Origin of the sequence: Streptomyces sp. NPDC091377, from assembly GCF_044757045.1 — a bacterium.
In the GTDB taxonomy this organism is placed as follows: Bacteria; Actinomycetota; Actinomycetes; order Streptomycetales; family Streptomycetaceae; genus Streptomyces.
This window is the reverse complement of sequence record NZ_JBIVUE010000008.1, coordinates 307577-328836: the sequence shown is the minus strand read 5'-3', so window position 1 is coordinate 328836 and position 21260 is coordinate 307577. Positions and strand designations below refer to the sequence as shown.

The window sequence follows — 21260 nt, the reverse complement described above, 5'->3', positions numbered from 1 at the left end:
GCCGGAATCCGGGGCCCTGCCCGAAGGACCCCTGCCGCCCGGGGGCACCACGCACGGAAGCGCCCTGCCTGGAAGCGCCCTGCCCGGGAGCACACTCTCCGGGAACACGCTCTCCGGGAACACACTCTCCGGGAGCCCCTTGCCCGGCGACGCGCTGTCCGAAGGCGCCGCGCGGGCCCCGGACGTGGAGCCGCCGCCCGCGCGTCCGCTGGACGCCATCGACGAGGACATCCTGCGGATGCTCCAGGCGGACGGCCGCGCCTCGATACGGTCGGTCGCCGAACGGGTCCATGTCTCGCGCGCCAACGCGTACGCGCGGATCAACCGGCTCGTGGAGGACGGTGTCATCCGCGGCTTCGGCGCGCGCGTGAACCACCAGCGGGCGGGCCAGGGCACCTCGGCCTACATCACCCTGAAGATCGTCCAGAACTCCTGGCGGACCGTCCGCGAGCAGCTCAGGCAGTTGCCGGGGGCCGCCCACATCGCCCTGGTCGGCGGCGACTTCGACGTCCTGCTCCTGGTCCATGTCTCCGACAACCGCGCCCTGCGCGAACTGGTCCTCACCCGCCTCCAGGCCCTCCCGGAGGTGCTCAGCACCCGCACCCTGCTCGTCTTCGAGGAAGAGGACCTGGAACCCCTCGGCTGACCTCAGCCCTCCCGCCGCAGCCCCCCGAACACCAGCAGCGCCACCGCGTCCGCCACCTCCTGGGCGCTCTGGCCCCGGGCGTCCGGGCGGTACCACTCCACGATGGAGTTGACCATGCCGAAGACGAGCCGGGTGGCCAGGCGGACCTCGATGTCACCGCGTACGTCGCCGTCCGCGGTGGCGGCCTTCAGCAGTTCGGCCACCTGGTGGTCGAAGTCGCGGCGGCGCTCCAGCGCCCAGCGCTCGGTGTCGGTGTTCCCGCGCACCCGCAGCAGCAGGGTGACGTAGGGCAGTTCGTTGATGAGGACCTCGACCATGCGGCGCACGACGTGTTCGAGGCGGTCGGCGGCGCGGCCCTCGCGCGCGCGGGGCTCGTCCAGGATGCCGAAGAGGCCGTCCAGCGCCCGGCTCACGGAGCGCCGCAGCAGTTCCTCCTTGCCGGACACATGGTGGTAGATGGAGGACTTGGAGATCCCGGCGGCCTTGGAGAGGTGCTCCATGGACGTGCCGTCGTAGCCGCGCTCGATGAAGACCTGGACGGCGACGGAGAGCAGGCTCTCCGGGGTGTAGGTGTCGCGTTTGGCCGTGGTCATGAGGTGCTGCCCTCCCGCTTGTCGGTGGCGTACGCGTGGCGGTAGAGCGCGAGCGACGGCGCGTACCGTCCGGACGGGTCGCGCAGATGCAGATCGTCCAGCAGGGCGTACGCCCAGTTGCGGCCGAGCCGGCGGCTCCATTCGAAGGGGCCGAGCGGATAGCTGACGCCCAGCCGCATCGCGGTGTCGATGTCCTCCTCGGTGGCCACGCCCTTGGCGACGGCGTCGTGCGCGAGGTCCACGATCCGGGCGACCGTGCGGGCGACGATCATGCCGGGGACGTCCCCGATGACGCTGACCTGCTTGCCGAGCGCCTGGAAGAGGCCGACGGCCTCGGCGAGGGTCCGCGCGCTGGTGTCCTGGCAGGCGGACAGGGCGACGCGGGTGCAGGCGCGGTAGTCGAAGGCGAGGTCGAAGTAGACCACGTCCCGGAACTCCACCGAGGTCTGGCCGTCGGCGAGCGCGAGCTGTCCGCCGCTCGGCAGGACCAGCCGGGTGCCGTGGTCCTCGTCGTCCTCGCGGACCTGGACGCCCGCCTCGCGGATCAGGGCGAGCAGTTCGGCGGCGGGGCCCAGGTCGCCCTCGGCGACGACGTGGGCGGGCGGGTCGGCGGGTTCGGCGGTGTGCGGCTCCGGGGCCTCGGCGCCGTCCCGGTGGTCGTACCAGCCGTGTCCGGACTTGCGGCCGAGCCGGCCCGACTCGACCAGGCGGCGCTGGGCGAGCGACGGGGTGAAGCGCGGGTCCTGGAAGAACGCCTGCCACACGGAGTGCGTGACGGACTCGTTGACGTCCTGTCCGATGAGGTCGGTCAGCTCGAAGGCGCCCATCCGGAAGCCGCCCGACTCGCGGAGCACGGCGTCGATGGTCGCGGGGTCGGCGCCCTGGGCCTCGTGGACGGCGAACGCCTCGGCGTAGAAGGGCCGGGCGATGCGGTTGACGATGAAGCCGGGGGTGTCGGCGCAGGCGACCGGGGTCTTGCCCCAGGCGCGGGCCGTCTCGTACGCGCGCGTGGCGGACGAGACGTCGGTGGCGAACCCGGAGACGACCTCGACCAGCGGCATCAGCGGCGCCGGATTGAAGAAGTGCAGGCCCACCAGGCGGCCGGGGAAGCGCAGCGGGCCGCCGATGGCGGTGACCGACAGGGAGGAGGTGTTGGTCGCCAGCAGACAGTCCTCGGCGACGATCCCCTCCAGCTCGCGCAGCAGGTCCTGTTTGGCCTCCAGACGCTCCAGGACGGCCTCCACGACCAGCGAGCAGTCCGCCAGGTCGGTGAGGTGCCCGGCGGGCAGCAGCCGGGCCCGGGCGGCGTCCCGGTCGGCGGCGGAGAGCCTGGCCTTCTCGACCAGCCGGTCGAGGCGGGCGGCGATCGCGTCGGCCGCCTCCCGCGCGCGCCCGGGAACGGCGTCGTACAGCCGTACGGTGTGGCCCGCCACCAGCGCGACCTGGGCGATGCCCTGGCCCATGGTGCCGGTGCCGACCACGGCCACGGGGCTGCTGAGGTCGAGTGCTGTCATGTGCGCGATCCTCCCGCACCACGTTGTCCACAGATACGGCGGACCCCCTTGTACCGACCGATCGTTCGGTTACTCTAACCCTGTCGTCCCGTTCCTGCCCATGTCTCCGCCCAGGTCATGAGGCTCACCGGAGCACCGGGGAGCCCGTGAGACGAGGAGTTGGTCACCCATGACCGCCGCCGCACTCCCGGCGAGCGACCTGCTCGCCCGCCACCGCGCCACGCTCGACCAGGCGCTGGAGGCGATCCGCACGCGCGCCTACTGGTCCCCCCACCCCGAGCACCCCAAGGCGTACGGGGAGCACGGCAGCCTGGACGCCGCCGCGGGCAAGGCCGCCTTCGACGCCCTCCTCGGCACCCGCCTCGACCTCGGCCAGCCCGGCACGGACGACTGGGTGGGCGGCGAGGTCTCCCCGTACGGCCCCGACCTCGGCGTCACCTACCCGCACGCCGACCTCGACGTCCTGCTCCCCGCCATGAAGGCCGGACAGCGCGCGTGGCGGGACGCGGGCCCCGAGGTCCGCGCGCTGGTCTCGCTGGAGATCCTCAAGCGGATCAGCGACCGCACCCACGAGTTCGCCCACGCGGTCATGCACACCTCGGGCCAGGCGTTCATGATGGCCTTCCAGGCCGGCGGCCCGCACGCGCAGGACCGCGGCCTGGAGGCCGTGGCGTACGCGTACGCCGAGCAGGTCCGCACCCCCGGCACGGCCGAGTGGAGCAAGCCGCAGGGCAAGCGCGACCCGCTGGAGCTGACCAAGAGCTTCACGGCCGTGCCGCGCGGCATCGCCCTGATGGTCGGCTGCAACACCTTCCCCACCTGGAACGGCTACCCGGGTCTGTTCGCCTCCCTCGCCACCGGCAACGCCGTGCTGGTCAAGCCCCACCCGCGCGCGGTGCTGCCGCTCGCGCTGACCGTGGGCGTCGCGCGCGAGGTCCTCGCCGTGGCCGGGTTCAGCCCCGACCTCGTGGCGCTGGCCGCCGAGCGCCCCGGCGAGGGCATCGCCAAGACACTCGCCACCCGCCCCGAGATCCGGATCGTCGACTACACCGGCTCCACCGCCTTCGGCGACTGGCTGGAGGCCAACGCCCGCCAGGCGCACGTCTTCACCGAGAAGGCCGGCGTCAACACGGTCGTCATCGAGTCCACGGACCGCTACCAGGGCATGCTGTCCAACCTGGCCTTCTCGCTCTCCCTCTACAGCGGCCAGATGTGCACCACCCCGCAGAACCTGCTCATCCCGCGCGAGGGCATCGCCACCGACGAGGGCCACAAGAGCTACGACGACGTCACCGCCGACCTCGGCCGCGCGGTCGCCGGGCTGCTCGGTGACGACGCGCGCGCCAACGCCCTGCTCGGCGCGATCGTCAACCCCGACGTCAAGGCCCGTCTGGAGGCCGCCGCCGGTCTCGGCGAGGTCGCCCTCGCCTCCCGGGAGATCACCCACCCCGACTTCCCGGACGCGGTCGTGCGCACCCCCGTGATCGTCAAGCTGGACGGGGCCAAGCCGGACGACGAGGCCGCGTACATGAGCGAGTGCTTCGGCCCGGTCTCCTTCGCCGTCGCCGTCGACTCCGCCGCCGACGCGGTGGAACTGCTGCGGCGCACCGTGCGCGAGAAGGGCGCGATGACGGTCGGCGCCTACACCTCGGACCCGGAGGTCGAACGGGCGATCGAGGAGGTGTGCCTGGAGGAGTCGGCGCAGCTCTCGCTGAACCTGACGGGCGGGGTGTACGTGAACCAGACCGCCGCGTTCTCCGACTTCCACGGCTCGGGCGGCAACCCCGCCGCCAACGCCGCGCTGACCGACGGGGCCTTCGTGGCCAACCGGTTCCGGGTCATCGAGGTCCGACGGGAGGGCTAGGACACCCGGGGGGGCGGGGGGCGGTGCGGGCCCGGTCAGGGGCTTCCGCACTCACCCCGCCCCCTCCCCTCAGGGGCGCTGGGCGCTCCAGTGGTACAGCGTCATCGCCACACTGGTCGCCAGGTTGTAGCTGCTGACCTGCGGGCGCATCGGCAGGGCCAGCAGATGGTCGGTCCGCGCGCGCAGGGCGTCCGACAGCCCGGTGCGCTCGGAGCCGAAGGCGAGCACGGCGTCGTCCGGCAGCCTCACCCCCCGCAGGTCCTCGCCCTCGGGGTCCAGCGCGAACAGCGGGCCGGGCGGCAGTTCGGCCGGCTCCAGCCGCTCCACGGCCGTCGCGAAGTGCAGTCCCGCCCCGCCCCGTACGACCATGGGGTGCCAGGGGTCCAGCGTGCCGGTGGTGACCACTCCGGTCGCGCCGAAACCGGCGGCCAGCCGGATCACCGCGCCCGCGTTGCCGAGGTTGCGCGGCTGGTCGAGGACGACGACCGGCGCCGGACGCGGCAGCCGCGCGAGCGTCTCCAGCTGGGCCGCGCGGGACGGCCGTACGGCCAGGGCGGCGACGGCCGTGGGATGGGGGCGCGGGACCAGCGTCCGGTACGACGGCTCCGGGATCTCGGTCAGCAGCGCGTCCAGCGCCTCGCCCAGGTCGGGCGCGAGCGACTCGGCGAGAGCGAGGGCCGCCGCCCGGTCGGCGGTGACGGCCACCGGGACCTCGGCTCCGAAGCGCAGGGCGTGCTTGAGGGCGTGGAAGCCGTCGAGCAGCACCGAGGTGTCCGCCAGCCGGTGCCAGACGCGCAGCGGGTCGTTCATGCCGGGAAGCCTACGCGGACGCCCCGACCGTCCCCTCGGGCCGCCCGGTCACCCCCTCGCCCCCGGATCCGGTCACCCCCTCGCCCCCGGATCCCGGCGGCGCCTCACCGGCCCCCGACCGACCGTCGGGCTCCTCCCGAGCCCCCTCAGCCCCAGAAGCCCCCTCAGCCCCAGGAGCCCCAGAAGCCCCAGAAGCCCCAGAAGCCCCCGCACGCCCCGCACACCCCACCCGCAAGCGCAAGCGCAAGCGCGTACGTACGCCCACCCCCACGCCCCCCACGAAACCCCCCACCCTCCGCAGGAACGACGTCGGCAGGAAGACCAGGTCCGCCGCGATCATCGCGAGCGAGAAGAACGGCAGCCCCAGCACCACCGCGATCGCCGCGTGCTCGATGATCATGGCGGTGAGCAGTACGTTCTTGGCCCGCCGGTGGAGCAGGGTGAACGGGAACGCGATCTGCGCGAAGACCGTCCCGTACGTCACCAGCATCACGATCGTGCCGCTGGCGGTCAGCAGGTCGCCGAGGGCGGGCCAGGGCGAGAAGTAGTCGAGGTGCAGCGGGTAGTAGACCGCCGTGCCGTCCTGCCAGCGCGAGCCCTGGATCTTGTACCAGCCGGCGGTGGCGTAGATCAGACACGCCTCGGCCATGATGACCAGCAGGGCGCCGTTGTGGACGATGTTGGCGATCACATCCAGCAGGACCCTCGGCCGAGGGCGGGTACGCGCCACCCGGGCGAGCCCCCACCACAGGGCCTGGGTCAGCAGGACGCCCCACAGCAGCACCGGCACGGACCATTCGCCGTCTGCGCCGTCCCCGCTGTTCATGCGCCCCGACAGCGTCACCGCGGTCAGCGCGAACGCCATCACGCCCCACAGCACCGGCCCGGCCCGGTCCGTCACCCACTCCCCGCGCGCGCGGGCCGCCGCCGCCCGCCGCTCCCGGCGCGCGTCCAGCGACCAGACCTGACCGCAGCGCGTGAAGACGAGGTAGAAGGACATCAGGTGCAGCACGTTGTCGCCGCCGTCACCCACGAACACACTGCGGTTCTGGAGGGAGAACACCCCGACCATGAACAGCACCGACATCGTGCGGGTCCGCCAGCCCAGCAACAGCAGCAGCGCCGACAGCGCGGCGAGCAGATAGACGCTCTCGAACCAGAGCTGCCCGTCCGTCCACATCAGGGCCGTGAACGAGCCGTTCAGCCCGATCAGCTCCTCGGCCAGCGCCCAGCTCCACGGCCCGTCGGGACCGTACAGCTCCTGCCGGTACGGGAACTCCCGCAGCAGGAAGAGCAGCCAGGTCGCCGCGAAGCCGATCCGGATGACGGCGGTCTGGTACGGCCCCAGCGCGCTCTCGGTGACCCGCCCGATACCGCGCGAGACCGCGAGGGAGAAGCGGTTCATCCGATCCCCCCGACGCCCTCGCGCGCGGGCACCCGCCACCAGGGCAGCACCCGGTGCACCGGCTCCGTCGAGATCTTCTCGTCGCTCCACTCCGGCGGCCTGACATTGGTCGTACGGGACCTGACCTGCACCCGCTCGATCCGCCCGTGCTCCCCGGTCACCCCCTCCCGGTGCAGCCGCAGCACCACCAGCCGCCGTACGTACGTCTCCGCCAGCGTCCCGCGCGAGCCGGTCGCCCGGTTCTCGGCGTCGTGCGTGGCGGCGTAGAAGTCCCAGGCCCGGCGCAGCTGGTTCTGCTGGGTGTGGCTGGGCAGCGGATTGCCGTCGATCGCCCGGCCGTCGGCGGCGGACAGGTCGTACCAGCCGGTCGTACGGCCGCTGCCGTCCGGCGTGCGGAGCTGGGCGCGCACCTGGACGGCGACGTTCTGCTGGAGCGGATTGGGCGCGAACAGCTTCCAGTTCTGCTCGAACTCCGGGTAGACCCAGTCCTCGATCACCTCACCGTGCTGCTTGGTGACCGTGTTCGAGGGCGCCACATGCAGGAAGACCATGCCGAGATGGACACAGACCGCCACCGCGACACCGGCGAGCGCCAGCGCGACCCCGATCTGGTACGGCAACGAGAGGGCCGCTATCCCGCTCCGGGGAGCGGGCGACTCCCGAGCCTCCGCACCAGCCTCCGGAACGCGCTGTTCCGCGTCCCGTGCGCCCTGCGCGTCCATTCCGCCCCGATTCCTGTCCGTTCGCGGCGGCGCTCCTGCCCCCGACAGGCCACCGCACTCACCACCGCACTCACCGCACACCACCCGGATGGAGGACGGTGCTCGAACGCGAACGGTACTCAGCCGCGCCCGCCTCGCGCAGCCTCTCCGCCAACCCCCCTCCCCCTCCCCGTTCCCTTCTCATAGAACCTGTTCTATCTTGACGCTCCGTCAGATGGCATCTGATCGCGAAGGATGCGCGCACGCGCCGGGAGGACGGAACCGTGGACTTCACCTTCAGCGAGGAGCAGCAGGCGGCGGCCGAGGCGGCGCGGGGCGTCTTCGCCGACGTCGCCCCCGACGCCGTACCCAGCCCGGCCCTCAGCTCCGGCCCGGTCGCCGACGACCTCGACCGCGCCCTGTGGGCCAGACTCGCCGACGCCGACCTGCTCAGTCTGCTGCTCGCGCCCGAGCACGACGGCGCCGGCCTGGACACCGTCGCCCTGTGCCTGGTCCTGCGCGAGTCCGCCAGGGTCCTCGCGCGCGTCCCGCTCCTGGAGAGCACCGCCGCGGCGGCGGCCGTACAGCGCTACGGCGACCCGCGCACCCACTCCGCCCTGCTCGCGCGCGCGGGCCGCGGCGAGAGCGTGCTGACCGTCGCCGCGCACGGCCGCACCGGCCACGACCCGGCCGAACGCGCGGTCACCGCCCGGCGGGACGGCGACACCTGGGTGCTGGACGGCACCCAGACGGCGGTGCCCTGGGCGTACGAGGCGGACCTCACCCTCGTACCGGCGCACACCGGCGACGACCGGAGCGTGCTCGCGCTGGTGCCGCGCGGACATCCCGGGACCGGGCTCGCCGAGCAGGTCTCCACCTCCGGCGAGCGGCTGGGCGAACTGCGGCTGGACGGCGCCAGGATCCTTGCCCGCGAGGTCATCGACGCCGCGGGGGCGTGGGAGTGGCTGCGCGATCTGCTGGCCACCGGCACCTGCGCGCTGGCGCTCGGCCTCGGTGAGCGGGTCCTGGCCATGACCGGCGAGTACGCGGGCAAACGGGAGCAGTTCGGGCATCCGATCGCCACGTTCCAGGCGGTCGCCGTACAGGCCGCGGACCGCTACATCGACCTGCGCGCGATGGCGGCCACCCTGTGGCAGGCGGCCTGGCGGATCGACGCGGGCGTGACGGGCGCGCTGCCCGTCTCCGGCGATGTGGCGGTGGCCAAGATCTGGGCCTCGGAGGGCGTACGCCGGGTGGTGCAGACGGCACAGCATCTGCACGGCGGCTTCGGCGCCGACGTGGAGTACCCGCTGCACCGCTATCACGCCTGGGCCAAACAGCTGGAGCTGTCGCTGGGCCCGGCGGCGGCCCACGAGGAGACCCTGGGCGACCTGCTGGCCGCCCACCCCCTGGCCTGACCTACAGGACGTGCCCCGGTTCGCCCCCGTCCGTCACGACGGGGCGGCCGGCCGCCTCCCAGATCTGCATCCCGCCGTCCACGTTCACGGCGTCCACGCCCTGCTGGGCAAGGTACATCGTGACCTGCGCGGAACGCCCGCCCGAGCGGCAGATCACATGGACGCGGGCGTCCTGCGGCGCGGCCTCGGTCAGCTCGCCGTACCGGGCCACGAACTCGCTGATCGGGATGTGCAGCGCCCCGGCGGCGTGACCGGCCCGCCACTCGTCGTCCTCGCGGACGTCCAGCAGGAAGTCACCGTCCTTGAGGTCCATGACCTGGACCGTGGGCACACCAGCTCCGAAATTCATGTCACCGACGCTACCCGAAAGCCCGGACGCCACCCGAAGCCCCCGGACCGCGGATCAGCCCCGCTCCTCCGGCCGCTGCTCGTCCCGCTCCTCCGGCCGCTGCTCGTCCCGCTCCTCCGGCCGCTGCTCGTCCCGGTCCGCCGTCGCCTCCAGCTCGGACAGCTCGGCCAGCTCGGTCTCGCGCCGGTCGACCTCCGCGATCAGCTGGTCGGCGATCTCCTCCAGGAGCCGGTCGGGGTCGTCGGGCGCCAGCTTCAGCATGGAGCCGATCGCGCTCTCCTCCAGCTCCCGTACGACGAGGGAGAGCAGTTCCTTGCGCCGGGCGAGCCATTCGAGACGGGCGTACAGTTCCTCGCTCTCGATCGGCCCCTGCTCCTCGGGCCGCGGCCCGGCGGCCCACTCCTCGGCCAGCTCCCGCAACTCGGTCTCGTCGCCGCGGGCGTACGCCGCGTTCACCCGGGTGATGAACTCCTCGCGCCGGGTGCGCTCGCCCTCCTCCTGCGCCAGGTCGGGGTGGGCCTTGCGGGCCAGTTCGCGGTAGAGGCGGCGGGCCTCCTCGGTGGGCCGTACCCGCTGCGGGGGCCGTACCGGCTGGTCCGTGAGCATCGCCACGGCCTCCGGGAAGAGCCCCTCGCCGTCCATCCAGCCGTGGAACAGCTCCTCCACGTCCGGCATGGGCATGACCCGCGCACGCAGCTCGTGCGCCTTGGCCAGGTCCTCGGGATCGCCGGTACGGGCGGCCCGGGCCTCGGCGATCCGCGCGTCCAGCTCTTCGAGCCGGGCGTACATCGGGCCGAGCCGCTGGTGGTGCAGCCGGGAGAAGTTGTCCACCTCGACCCGGAAGGTCTCCACCGCGATCTCGTACTCGATCAGCGCCTGCTCGGCGGCGCGCACGGCCTTCTCCAACCGTGCCTCGGGCCGCGACTGCTCAGCTTCCGGGGTCGTCACCCGCCCAGCCTAGGCCACACCGCCCCGGCCGGACCGATCCCGCCCCGCCCCGCCGGTGGCCGGGCCCCGCCCCGTCGGTGGCCGCCGGTGGCCGTCACACCCCCAGCTCCGCGGCGACCCGCCCCTCCCGCACCGCCGACACCAGCGCCGCGTGATCCGCCTCGGTACGGTCCGCGTAGGCCACGGCGAACCCGGCGATCGCCTCGTCCAGCTCCTCGTTCTTGCCGCAGTACCCGGCCAGCAGCCGGGGGTCCGCGCTGTGGCTGTGGGCGCGGGCGAGCAGCGCGCCGGTCATCCGCGCGTAGTCGTCGAGCTGGTCGGCGGAGAGGGCGGCCGGATCCACACTGCCCTTGCGGTTGCGGAACTGCCGTACCTGGTACGGCCGCCCGTCCGCCGTCGTCCAGCCCAGCAGGGTGTCGCTGACGACCTGCATCCGCTTCTGCCCGGCGACCACCCGGCGCCCCTCGTGCTCCGTCGGCGCCACCTCGAACCCGGCGGTCACCAGATGCGGCACCAGCACCGACGGCCGGGCCTCCTTGACCTGGAGTATCAGCGCCTCGCCCCGGTGGTCCAGCAGCAGCACGACGTAGGACCGCGTGCCCACACTGCCCGTGCCGACGACCCGGAACGCCACATCGTGCACCGCGTGGCGGGCCAGCAGCGGATGCCGGTCCTCGGGCAGCGAGCCGACGTACCCCTCCAGGGCGGTCACGACGGCCGCCGCCTCCGCGTCCTCGACCCGCCGCAGCACCGGCGGCGCGTCCACGAACCGCACGCCCCCGTCCTGCGTCGGCTCCGTCGACCTGGCGGCGAACCGCCCGCTGGTGTTGGACCGTGCCTTCTCCGAGACCCGCTCCAGCGTGCCCAGCAGATCGTGGGCGTCGGTGTGGGACACCAACTCCTCGTCGGCGATGGCGTGCCATGCCTCCAGCACCGGCATCCGGGCCAGCAGCCGCAGGGTGCGCCGGTACGCGCCGACCGCGTCGTGGGCGGCCTCCCGGCAGATGGACTCGTCCGCGCCCGCCTCGCGCCCGGCCAGCACCAGGGAGGTCGCGAGCCGCTTGAGATCCCACTCCCAGGGGCCGTGCACCGTCTCGTCGAAGTCGTTCAGATCCATGACCAGCGCGCCCCGCGCGTCCCCGTAGAGACCGAAGTTCGCCGCGTGGGCGTCCCCGCAGATCTGCGCGCGGATCCGGGTCATGGGGGTGCGGGCCAGGTCGTACGCCATCAGCCCGGCGGAGCCGCGCAGGAACGCGAAGGGCGTGGCCGCCATCCGGCCGACCCGCAGCGGGGCCAGTTCGGGGAGCCGTCCCCGGCTGGACTCCTCCACCGAGGCCACCGCGTCCGGCCGGGCCGCGTCGATGTCCAGCAGCGCGTGCGAGCCTCGGGGCACCCGCTCGCGCAGCGCCTTGCCCTCGTCCTTGGGTGAGGCGAGTCCGTGCGCGGCCCGTTCGGCGAACCCGGCCACCGGCGGGATCCGCACCCCGACCGCGGAACCCGTGGAACCCGCGGAGCCCGCGGAATCCAGGGCATTACGGGAATCCAGGGAATCCGGGGAATCCGGGGAATCCGTCCCCGACTCGACCTCGACCTCGGCCATCGCGACCGCCTCCCCCGTCTGCTCGAACACCGATCCGGTGGGCAGACCGTACAGCGTCACCCGCCGCCGGAGGGAGGCGCGTCGGATTCCGCGGGGGTGGGGATCCATGTCGGCGGCGAGGTGTCGACCGGCGGCACCCACGGCGCCAGGTCCGTGGGCTCCGTCGTGCTGCTCCAGGAGGGCAGCACGGCGTCCGGCGGCGGCGCGAACGGCCCCGCCCGCAGCTGCATCAGCAGCAGCACGATCCCGCCGACGACCACGCTCATCACGATCAGCGCCAGACCGACGGGATGGCGCGGGTTGTAGACGTACCGGGCCGTCCCCCACGGGCTCTTCTTGAAGACCGGTTCGTCGTCGTCGCATCGCACAGCGACCTCCCCCTTGACAGTGCCGCTTCCCCTGCCGCCGCTCCCTGAGACCTTCCTCACAGATCGCGCGCCCACCGGCCGTCAGAAGAGAGCGGACGGAAAAAGGATCGGGCGGCATCGCCTCAGCGATGCCGCCCGATCCCTCGGTTGTGCGCGAGGGGGGAGTTGAACCCCCACGCCCTTGCGGGCACTGGAACCTGAATCCAGCGCGTCTGCCTATTCCGCCACCCGCGCATTGGGTGTGTCCTCGGGCCCTTCCCGCATGGGGTCCGGCGCCCTCCGACACGCAGAACATTAGCACGCTGGACCGGGTGGGTTCACCTCCCTTGTTCAGGGCAGACGGCCCTCCCAGGCAGCCCGCGGGCCCCCCGCCGGGCCCGTGTCGAACCGCCAGGACCTACCGGCACGTATCAACCTCGTACCGGTCCTCCCCTTCTCCCCCGAAGCAGGGCGGTCTCCACAGCACGGTGCGGGACACTGGTGAATGGTCGGCTCTACGATCCAGGGGCAGGACCACGCCCCGGAAGGAGTTCGAAGAGGCCCTCCAGCGGGAACGGTCGCAGGCGTCGGACCCCGTCGGCGAAACGACGGACCGACGAACCTTCGACCGGCCCGACCAGGGGAACCAGCCGATTGAGCGGCGCGTGGATACGATCAGTAAGCAGTACCAGGCAAGCAGCACCCGTAAGCGCAGCACCACACAGAGCGACATCCGCAGCACACCCGGCGGCGGCCGGCGCAGTACCCAGAGTGGCAACGACGGAGGAGGTGCCCCATGGGAGTCCTGAAGAAATTCGAGCAGCGTCTCGAAGGTCTGGTCAACGGCACCTTCGCCAAAGTCTTCAAATCCGAGGTCCAGCCCGTGGAGATCGCCGGCGCGCTCCAGCGCGAGTGCGACAACAACGCCACCATCTGGAACCGCGACCGCACCGTCGTCCCCAACGACTTCATCGTGGAGCTGAGCACGCCGGACTTCGAGCGGCTCAGCCCCTACTCCGGACAGCTCGGCGACGAGCTGGCGGGCATGGTGCGCGACTACGCGAAGCAGCAGCGCTACACCTTCCTCGGGCCGATCAAGGTGAATCTGGAGAAGGCGGACGACCTGGACACCGGTCTGTACCGGGTGCGCAGCCGTACGCTCGCCTCGTCCACCAGCCAGCCCGGCCCCTCGGGCCCCATCACGCCCACGCCCGGCGCCCCGGCGCCCGGTGGCGCCGCCCCCGCCGGGCCGCGCCCCACCGGCTACCCGTCGCAGCCGCCCGCCGGCGCGCCCCCCATGCCCGCGGCCCCGCCGCCCGCGAGCGGCGCGCGCCCGGGCGGCGGGTACGGCTATCCGCAGCCCGCGGCCCCGCAGCGGCCCGCGGCCGGCGGCGCCCGCACCCGCCACTGGATCGAGATCAACGGCACCCGCCACCAGATCTCCCGCCCTACGCTCGTGCTCGGCCGCAGCACCGAGGCCGACGTGCGGATCGACGACCCCGGCGTCTCCCGCCGGCACTGCGAGATCCGGACCGGAACGCCCTCGACGATCCAGGATCTCGGGTCCACCAACGGCATCGTGGTGGACGGGCAGCACACCACCCGCGCTACGCTCCGCGACGGCTCGCGGATCGTCGTGGGCAGCACCACCGTTATCTATAGGCAAGCCGAAGGGTGATCCGGGGGCAATGTCAGAGCTGACCCTCACGGTCATGCGGCTGGGTTTTCTGGCCGTACTGTGGCTGTTCGTGATCGTGGCCGTGCAGGTCATCCGCAGCGATCTGTTCGGCACGCGCGTCACACAGCGCGGGTCGCGACGGGAAGCGGGGCGGCCGCAGCAGCAAGCGGCCCGGCAGGCGCCGCCGCCGCAGCGCCAACAGCCGTCGGGCGGCCGGTCGCGCCGTAACGCCCCGACCAAACTCGTGGTGACGGAGGGCACCCTCACCGGCACCACGGTCGCGCTCCAGGGCCAGACCATCACGCTGGGCCGCGCGCACGACAGCACGATCGTGCTGGACGACGACTACGCCTCCAGCCGTCATGCCAGGATCTACCCGGACCGGGACGGCCAGTGGATCGTCGAGGACCTCGGCTCCACCAACGGCACCTACCTCGACCGGGGCCGGCTGACGACCCCCACACCCGTTCCGCTGGGTGCGCCGATCCGCATCGGCAAGACGGTCATCGAGTTGCGGAAGTAGTGCTACATCATGAGTGAGCGCGAGCGGAGCGAGCACGCAGCGGCGGTTCTCACCCAGGACCCTTGCGCGCTCCCGACCGGAGGGTGGGCAGTGTGGCTCGACACGACCGGCTGTACCCGGAGCCGACGGGCGAGGTGGGCATGAGCCTGTCACTGCGCTTCGCCGCCGGATCGCACAAGGGCATGATCCGGGAGGGCAACGAGGACTCCGGTTACGCCGGTCCGCGGCTGCTCGCGATCGCCGACGGCATGGGCGGCGCCGCCGCCGGCGAGGTCGCCTCCTCCGAGGCCATCTCCACCATCGTCGCCCTGGACGACGACATCCCGGGCTCCGACATCCTCACCTCGCTCGGCACCGCCGTGCAGCGGGCCAACGACCAGCTGCGCGCGATGGTCGAGGAGGACCCCCAGCTGGAGGGCATGGGCACCACGCTCACCGCCCTGCTGTGGACCGGCCGGCGGCTCGGTCTGGTGCACGTCGGCGACTCGCGCGCGTATCTGCTGCGCGACGGGGTGCTCACCCAGATCACCCAGGACCACACCTGGGTGCAGCGGCTCGTCGACGAGGGCCGGATCACCGAGGAGGAGGCCACCACCCATCCGCAGCGCTCGCTGCTGATGCGCGCGCTGGGCAGTGGCGACCACGTCGAACCGGATCTCTCGATCCGCGAGGTGCGGGCCGGCGACCGGTATCTGATCTGCTCCGACGGGCTGTCCGGGGTGGTCTCGCACCAGACGCTGGAGGACACCCTCGCCAGCTACCAGGGCCCGCAGGAGACCGTGCAGGAGCTGATCCAGCTCGCGCTGCGCGGCGGCGGCCCCGACAACATCACGGTCATCGTCGCGGACGTCCTGGACCTCGACACCTCCGACACCCTCGCCGGGCAGCTCTCCGACGCCCCGCTGGTGGTCGGCGCGGTCGCCGAGAACCAGCACCAGCTCAGCGACAACGGCATCATGCAGACCCCGGCCGGCCGGGCCTCCGGACTCGGCCGCCAGGTGCCCGGCCAGGGCGGGGGCGGCGAGTTCGGCCCGCCCGGCTCCGGCGACACCACCGGCTACATCCCCGCCGACGGCTTCGACTACGGCGACGACGACTTCACCAAGCCCCGCAGAGGCCGCTGGCTCAAGCGCTCCCTGTTCGGGGTGCTGGCCCTGGCGGTGGTCGGCGGCGGACTGTACGGCGGCTGGCGCTGGACCCAGACGCAGTACTACGTCGGCACCAACGGCGAGCATGTGGCGCTGTACCGGGGCATCAGCCAGGACCTGGCCTGGGTCTCGCTGTCGGAGGTCGAACGCGACCACCCCGAGATCGAACTCAAGTACCTGCCGCCCTACCAGCAGAAGTCGGTGGAGGCGACGATCGCCGAAGGCGGACTGAAGAACGCCCAGGCGAAGATCGACGAGCTGGCCCTGCAGGCGTCCGCGTGCAAGAAGCAGGCGGACCGGCAGGCGGCCGAGAGCGCGAAGAACTCCGAGAGCGGAGAGGGCGAGGCCGGAGGCACCACGGGAACCACCCGTTCCTCCTTCACGTCCAAAGCGTCACCGAGCCCTTCGGCCACCCCGACGGACCCGGCGTCCCCCAACCCCGACTCGTCCACGTCCCCGCCCGCGACCACGACCAGCCCCGGCCCGAGCCTGTCGGAGGAAGAGCAGAAGGTCGTCTCGAATTGCGGTACGCAGTGAGCACGCCGTGAGAGGCCCTGTCACACGATGAGCAGCACTTCCAACTCCTCGCAGCACACGTCCACGATCGGCGCCATCGGAGCGCCCAGCCGCCGCAACACCGAACTGGCACTGCTGGTCTTCGCCGTCGCCATCCCGGTCTTCGCCTACGCCAACGTGGGCCTCGCCATCAACGACGAGGTACCGGCCGGCCTGCTCGGCTACGGCCTGGGCCTGGGTCTGCTGGCGGGCGTCACCCATCTCGTCGTACGCAAGTTCGCCCCGTACGCGGACCCGCTGCTGCTGCCGCTGACCACCCTGCTCAACGGGCTCGGGCTGGTCGCCATCTGGCGGCTCGACCAGTCCCCGCTGCTCCAGGACATCGGACAGGCGGGCAGCGCGGCACCCAACCAGCTGATGTACACGGCGCTCGGCATCGCCCTCGCCATCGTCGTGCTGGTCTTCCTCAAGGACCACCGGGTCCTACAGCGCTACACCTACATCTCCATGGTCGGCGCGCTGTTCCTGCTGCTGCTGCCGCTGGTCCCGGGGCTCGGCAAGGACCTGTACGGCGCGAAGATCTGGATCTCGGTCGCCGGATTCTCCATCCAGCCCGGTGAGTTCGCGAAGATCGTCCTCGCGGTGTTCTTCGCCGGCTACCTGATGGTCAAGCGCGACGCGCTGGCCCTCGCCTCCCGCCGCTTCATGGGCCTGTACCTGCCGCGCGGACGCGACCTCGGCCCGATCCTGGTGGTCTGGGCGATGTCCATCCTGATCCTGGTCTTCGAGACGGACCTCGGCACCTCGCTGCTGTTCTTCGGAATGTTCGTCATCATGCTGTACGTCGCCACCGAGCGGACCAGCTGGATCGTCTTCGGTCTGCTGATGTCCGCGGTCGGCGCGGTCGGCGTGGCCTCCTTCGAGCCGCACATCCAGCAGCGGGTGGACGCCTGGCTCGACCCGATGCGCGAGTACACCCTCAGCCAGCAGGGCGTGTTCGGCCATTCCGAGCAGGCCATGCAGGCGCTGTGGGCGTTCGGCTCCGGCGGCACCCTCGGTACCGGCTGGGGCCAGGGCCACTCCGATCTGATCCGCTTCGCCGCCAACTCCGACTTCATCCTCGCCACCTTCGGCGAGGAACTGGGCCTGGCCGGTGTGATGGCGCTGCTGCTGCTGTACGCGCTGATCGTGGAGCGCGGGGTGCGTACGGCGCTGGCCGCCCGCGACCCGTTCGGCAAGCTGCTCGCCGTCGGCCTGTCCGGCGCCTTCGCCCTCCAGGTCTTCGTCGTCGCCGGCGGTGTGATGGGGCTCATCCCGCTGACCGGTATGACGATGCCGTTCCTCGCGGCCGGTGGTTCCTCCGTGATCGCCAACTGGGCGCTGATCGCCATCCTGATCAGAATCAGTGACACCGCCCGCCGCCCGGCGCCGTCGCCCGCGCCGCACCCCGACGCCGAGATGACCCAGGTGGTCCGCCCGTGAACAAGCCCCTGCGCCGGATCGCGATCTTCTGTGGACTGCTCGTCCTGACCCTGCTGATCCGGGACAACTGGCTCCAGTACGTCCAGGCCGACGAACTGGCGACCGACCCCAAGAACCGCCGGGTGGCGATCGAGCGGTACGCCACCCCGCGCGGCGACATCATCGTGGACGGCAAGGCCATCACCGGCCACCGCGAGACCAAGAGCGGCGACTTCGAGTACGTCCGCACCTACAAGGACGGCCCCATGTGGGCGCCGGTGACCGGCTACACCTCGCAGGCGTTCGGCGCCAACCAGCTGGAACTCCTTGAGGACGGCATCCTCACCGGCAACGACGACCGGCTGTTCTTCCGCAACACGCTGGGCATGTTCACCGGCAAGGACAAGGAGGGCGGCAACGTCGTCACCACCCTCGACACCGCCGCGCAGAAGGCCGCCTACGAGGGGCTGGCCAAGCGCGGCAAGGGGGCGGTCGCCGCGATCGAGCCGACCACCGGCAAGATCCTGGCGCTGGCGTCGTACCCGTCGTACGACCCGACCTCCATCGCGGGCTACTCGGACTCCGACGCCAAGGCGTGGAACAAGCTCCAGAAGAAGCAGAACCCCGACGACCCGATGCTGAACCGGGCGCTGCGCGAGGTCTACCCGCCGGGCTCCACGTTCAAGGTCCTCACGGCCGCCGCCGCGCTGGAGCACGGGCTGTACGGGGACGCCGACGAGAAGACGGACTCGCCGGACCCGTGGACCATGCCGGAGACCACGACCAAGCTGCCCAACGACGGCAACATCCCCTGCAAGAACGCCACCCTGCGGGTCGCCCTCCAGTGGTCCTGCAACACGGTGTTCGGCAAGGTCGGCTCGGACCTCGGCAACGACAAGATGCTGGAGACGGCGAAGGAGTTCGGGTTCACCTCCGAGCAGTTCACACCGGTGCGCTCCACCGCGTCGGTGTTCTCGGACGACATGAACCCGTCGCAGACCGCGCTGTCCTCCATCGGCCAGTTCAACACCGCCACGACCCCGCTCCAGATGGCGATGGTCGCCTCCGCGATCGCCAACGACGGCAAGCTGATGAAGCCGTACATGGTCGACAAGCTCCAGGCGCCCAGCCTGGACACCATCGAGCAGAACTCGCCGGAGGAGCTGAGCCGGCCGCTGTCGCCGGAGAACGCGCAGATCCTCCAGTCGATGATGGAGACCGTCGTCAACGACGGCACGGGCAAGGCGGCGCAGATCCCGGGCGTCGCGGTGGGCGGCAAGACCGGTACCGCCCAGCACGGTGTGGACAACAGCGAGAAGCCGTACGCGTGGTTCATCTCCTACGCGAAGGGCGACGACGGTTCACCCGTGGCGGTGGCCGTGGTGGTCGAGGACGAGAACGCCGACCGCGGTGACATCTCCGGTGGCGGACTCGCCGCACCGATCGCCAAGAGCGTGATGGAGGCGGTCGTCAAGGCCAAGCAGTGACTCCGGTCACGCCCCTTTCCCATCGGTGCACGTTGCGATACCGGTCATGTATCGGGTCACGGGCTTGGCCAGGTCACACCATTCCATCCGGGTACGGTAGGCCCGGACGGCAGCCTCCGGACCGCACACATGTGCGGGCCGGGACCGACGGAGAGGGCTGGTAGGAAGCTATGGAAGAGCCGCGTCGCCTCGGCGGCCGGTACGAACTGGGCCAGGTGCTCGGTCGTGGTGGCATGGCGGAGGTCTACCTCGCGCACGACACCCGGCTCGGTCGCACCGTGGCGGTGAAGACGCTGCGCGCGGATCTCGCGCGCGACCCGTCCTTCCAGGCCCGGTTCCGCCGGGAGGCCCAGTCGGCCGCCTCGCTCAACCATCCCGCGATCGTGGCGGTCTACGACACGGGCGAGGACTACATCGACGGGGTCTCGATCCCGTACATCGTCATGGAGTACGTCGACGGTTCCACGCTCCGTGAGCTGCTGCACTCGGGCCGTAAGCTGCTGCCCGAGCGGTCGATGGAGATGACCATCGGCATCCTCCAGGCCCTGGAGTACTCGCACCGCAACCAGATCGTCCACCGCGACATCAAGCCCGCGAACGTCATGCTGACGCGCAACGGCCAGGTCAAGGTCATGGACTTCGGTATCGCCCGCGCGATGGGCGACTCCGGGATGACCATGACGCAGACCTCCGCGGTCATCGGCACCGCCCAGTACCTCTCGCCCGAGCAGGCGAAGGGCGAGCAGGTGGACGCCCGCTCCGACCTCTACTCCACGGGCTGTCTGCTCTACGAGCTGCTGACGGTACGCCCGCCGTTCGTCGGGGACTCCCCGGTGGCCGTGGCCTACCAGCATGTGCGCGAGGAGCCGCAGCCGCCCAGCGTCTTCGACCCCGAGATCACGCCCGAGATGGACGCGATCGTCCTGCGGGCGCTGGTCAAGGACCCGAACTACCGCTACCAGTCCGCCGACGACATGCGCATCGACATCGAGGCGTGTCTGGACGGCCAGCCGGTCGCGGCGACGGCGGCGATGGGCGCGGTCGGCTACGGCGGCTACCCCGACGACCAGGCGACCACGGCCCTGCGCTCGGACGGCGGCGCCCCCGCCACCACCATGCTGCCCCCGGTCAACCCGGACGACGGCGGTTACGGCTACGACGACCGCCCCGACCGGCGCCGCCAGAAGAAGAACAACACCTCCACGATCCTGCTGGTCGTGGCGGCGGTACTGGTCCTGATCGGCGCGATCCTGATCGGCCGCTGGGTCTTCGCGGGCGGCGGCGTCGGCAACGACACGGTGAAGGTGCCCAACTTCATCGGCCTCACGGAGGAGGACGCCAAGAGGCAGGCGTCCAACGCCTATCTGGAGACCTCCGTCAGCAAGAAGCCCTGCGAGGACCAGCCCAAGGGCAGCGTCTGCTCGCACGACCCGGCCAAGGACACCGAGGTCGACAAGGGCACCACGATCAACCTGGTGGTCTCCACCGGCGCACCCAAGGTCGCCGTACCGAGCGTGATCGGCGAGACCTTGGAGGACGCCAAGGCGAAGCTGGAGGGCGACGACTACGAGTTCGTCGTCAAGACGGAGACCAAGGAGACCACGGAGGAACCGAACACCGTCCTGGAGCAGGACCCCGGCCTCGGCAAGGAGGTGGAGAAGGGATCCACGATCACCCTCACCATCGCCAAGGAGGTCGAGCAGGCCACCGTGCCGAGTGTCGTCGGCCAGAGCTGTGAGGCCGCCCAGGCCCAGCTGGAGGCCAATGACCTCACCGGTACCTGCACCGAGGTGCCGACGACCGACCAGAACCAGAACGGCAAGGTCATCGAGACCACGCCGGGCGCGGGTTCGCCGGTCGACAAGGGCTCCACGGTGACGCTGAAGGTCGGCAAGTTCGAGGAGGAGAAGGAAGAGGTCCAGGTCCCGGAGGTCCGTAACCAGACGGTCGCCCAGGCCCGGCAGATCCTCCAGGCCGCCGGCTTCACCAACATCCAGTTCGCCCCCGGCAGCGACCAGGGCGACAACGCGCTCGTGGTCAACCAGTCGCCGGGCGCGGGCGAGAAGACCGACAACCCCGGCGGCACGGCCGTCACCCTCACCACGGTCGGGTTCGGCCAGGACAACGGGGGCAACGGCAACGGCAACGGCGGTGGGGACGGCGGCGGATTCCTCGGCGGCAGGGACGACTGAGCCGCGTCAGCCCACGTGAGCAGGCCCCGCCGGGAGGTTCCGGCGGGGCCCACTCATGTC

18 protein-coding genes and 1 tRNA gene are annotated in these 21260 nt (G+C 71.6%); 9 read left to right on the top strand and 10 right to left on the bottom strand.

Features of this window, described 5'->3' with window-relative positions:
* Positions 1-238 precede the first annotated feature (238 nt).
* On the top strand, positions 239-646 hold the full coding sequence (locus ACIQNG_RS20430; protein WP_401486762.1) for an Lrp/AsnC family transcriptional regulator: 408 nt from the start codon (positions 239-241) through the stop codon (positions 644-646).
* Between the two features lie 2 nt (positions 647-648).
* Here the strand turns inward: ACIQNG_RS20430 and ACIQNG_RS20425 are convergent, their stop codons facing one another.
* Both ACIQNG_RS20425 and ACIQNG_RS20420 read right to left on the bottom strand, forming a co-directional pair.
* The gene (locus ACIQNG_RS20425) at positions 649-1239 is read right to left on the bottom strand and encodes a TetR/AcrR family transcriptional regulator (protein ID WP_401486639.1); all 591 of its coding nucleotides are present in this window, start codon (positions 1237-1239) and stop codon (positions 649-651) included.
* Positions 1236-2753: a 3-hydroxyacyl-CoA dehydrogenase gene (locus ACIQNG_RS20420; protein ID WP_401486637.1), complete on the bottom strand. Its 1518-nt coding sequence runs from the start codon at positions 2751-2753 to the stop codon at positions 1236-1238. Before ACIQNG_RS20420 ends, ACIQNG_RS20425 begins: the two co-directional genes overlap by 4 nt.
* Positions 2754-2922: 169 nt before the next feature.
* Here ACIQNG_RS20420 and paaN point away from each other — a divergent pair, with 169 nt between their 5' ends.
* Complete coding sequence (gene paaN, locus ACIQNG_RS20415) at positions 2923-4617, top strand: phenylacetic acid degradation protein PaaN (RefSeq protein ID WP_401486635.1); 1695 nt, start codon at positions 2923-2925, stop codon at positions 4615-4617.
* A 69-nt stretch (positions 4618-4686) separates the two neighbouring features.
* On the opposite strand, the gene ACIQNG_RS20410 is transcribed toward paaN, so the two are convergent.
* From ACIQNG_RS20410 to ACIQNG_RS20400, 3 genes are read right to left on the bottom strand one after another with little or no spacing between them, the layout of a single operon-like run.
* A complete protein-coding gene (locus ACIQNG_RS20410) occupies positions 4687-5427 on the bottom strand; it encodes a TrmH family RNA methyltransferase (RefSeq protein ID WP_401486633.1) in 741 nt (246 codons plus the stop codon).
* 10 nt (positions 5428-5437) lie between these two features.
* Entirely contained in the window at positions 5438-6832 is a 1395-nt protein-coding gene (locus ACIQNG_RS20405; protein WP_401486631.1) for an HTTM domain-containing protein, read from the bottom strand.
* On the bottom strand, positions 6829-7554 hold the full coding sequence (locus tag ACIQNG_RS20400) for a DUF5819 family protein (RefSeq protein ID WP_401437708.1): 726 nt from the start codon (positions 7552-7554) through the stop codon (positions 6829-6831). The genes ACIQNG_RS20405 and ACIQNG_RS20400 overlap by 4 nt, the downstream gene beginning before the upstream one ends.
* 263 nt (positions 7555-7817) lie before the next feature.
* Between ACIQNG_RS20400 and ACIQNG_RS20395 the strand changes: the two genes are divergently transcribed.
* Complete coding sequence (locus ACIQNG_RS20395) at positions 7818-8951, top strand: acyl-CoA dehydrogenase family protein (RefSeq protein WP_401486629.1); 1134 nt, start codon at positions 7818-7820, stop codon at positions 8949-8951.
* 1 nt (position 8952) lies between these two features.
* Here the strand turns inward: ACIQNG_RS20395 and ACIQNG_RS20390 are convergent, their stop codons facing one another.
* The 5 genes from ACIQNG_RS20390 to ACIQNG_RS20370 all read right to left on the bottom strand — a co-directional run bounded on the left by ACIQNG_RS20390 (position 8953) and on the right by ACIQNG_RS20370 (position 12450).
* Positions 8953-9282, bottom strand: a complete 330-nt coding sequence (locus ACIQNG_RS20390) for a rhodanese-like domain-containing protein (RefSeq protein ID WP_401437982.1) — start codon at positions 9280-9282, stop codon at positions 8953-8955.
* Positions 9283-9354: 72 nt separating this feature from the next.
* Positions 9355-10248, bottom strand: coding sequence for a hypothetical protein (locus ACIQNG_RS20385; protein WP_401486628.1), 894 nt, complete (start codon positions 10246-10248; stop codon positions 9355-9357).
* 94 nt (positions 10249-10342) lie between these two features.
* Positions 10343-11848 carry a DUF2252 domain-containing protein gene (locus ACIQNG_RS20380; protein WP_401437984.1) on the bottom strand — a complete coding sequence of 502 codons (1506 nt, stop codon included), beginning with the start codon at positions 11846-11848 and terminating at the stop codon, positions 10343-10345.
* A 56-nt stretch (positions 11849-11904) separates the two neighbouring features.
* Positions 11905-12216 carry a hypothetical protein gene (locus tag ACIQNG_RS20375; RefSeq protein WP_401486626.1) on the bottom strand — a complete coding sequence of 104 codons (312 nt, stop codon included), beginning with the start codon at positions 12214-12216 and terminating at the stop codon, positions 11905-11907.
* A 150-nt stretch (positions 12217-12366) separates the two neighbouring features.
* Positions 12367-12450 (bottom strand) — tRNA-Leu (locus tag ACIQNG_RS20370).
* A gap of 541 nt (positions 12451-12991) precedes the next feature.
* Here ACIQNG_RS20370 and ACIQNG_RS20365 point away from each other — a divergent pair.
* The 6 genes from ACIQNG_RS20365 (at position 12992) to pknB (ending at position 21200) form a co-directional block, all read left to right on the top strand.
* Positions 12992-13873: an FhaA domain-containing protein gene (locus ACIQNG_RS20365; protein ID WP_401486625.1), complete on the top strand. Its 882-nt coding sequence runs from the start codon at positions 12992-12994 to the stop codon at positions 13871-13873.
* Positions 13874-13883: 10 nt separating this feature from the next.
* The gene (locus ACIQNG_RS20360) at positions 13884-14396 is read left to right on the top strand and encodes an FHA domain-containing protein (protein WP_401437719.1); all 513 of its coding nucleotides are present in this window, start codon (positions 13884-13886) and stop codon (positions 14394-14396) included.
* Positions 14397-14536: 140 nt separating this feature from the next.
* Positions 14537-16081 (top strand): Stp1/IreP family PP2C-type Ser/Thr phosphatase, encoded by a 1545-nt coding sequence (locus ACIQNG_RS20355; RefSeq protein ID WP_401437987.1) that lies wholly within the window; start codon positions 14537-14539, stop codon positions 16079-16081.
* 27 nt (positions 16082-16108) lie between these two features.
* Positions 16109-17542 (top strand): FtsW/RodA/SpoVE family cell cycle protein, encoded by a 1434-nt coding sequence (locus ACIQNG_RS20350; RefSeq protein WP_401437722.1) that lies wholly within the window; start codon positions 16109-16111, stop codon positions 17540-17542.
* Entirely contained in the window at positions 17539-19008 is a 1470-nt protein-coding gene (locus ACIQNG_RS20345) for a peptidoglycan D,D-transpeptidase FtsI family protein (protein WP_401437724.1), read from the top strand. The genes ACIQNG_RS20350 and ACIQNG_RS20345 overlap by 4 nt, the downstream gene beginning before the upstream one ends.
* 170 nt (positions 19009-19178) lie before the next feature.
* Positions 19179-21200: a Stk1 family PASTA domain-containing Ser/Thr kinase gene (pknB, locus tag ACIQNG_RS20340; protein ID WP_401437726.1), complete on the top strand. Its 2022-nt coding sequence runs from the start codon at positions 19179-19181 to the stop codon at positions 21198-21200.
* The last annotated feature ends 60 nt before the right edge of the window (positions 21201-21260 follow it).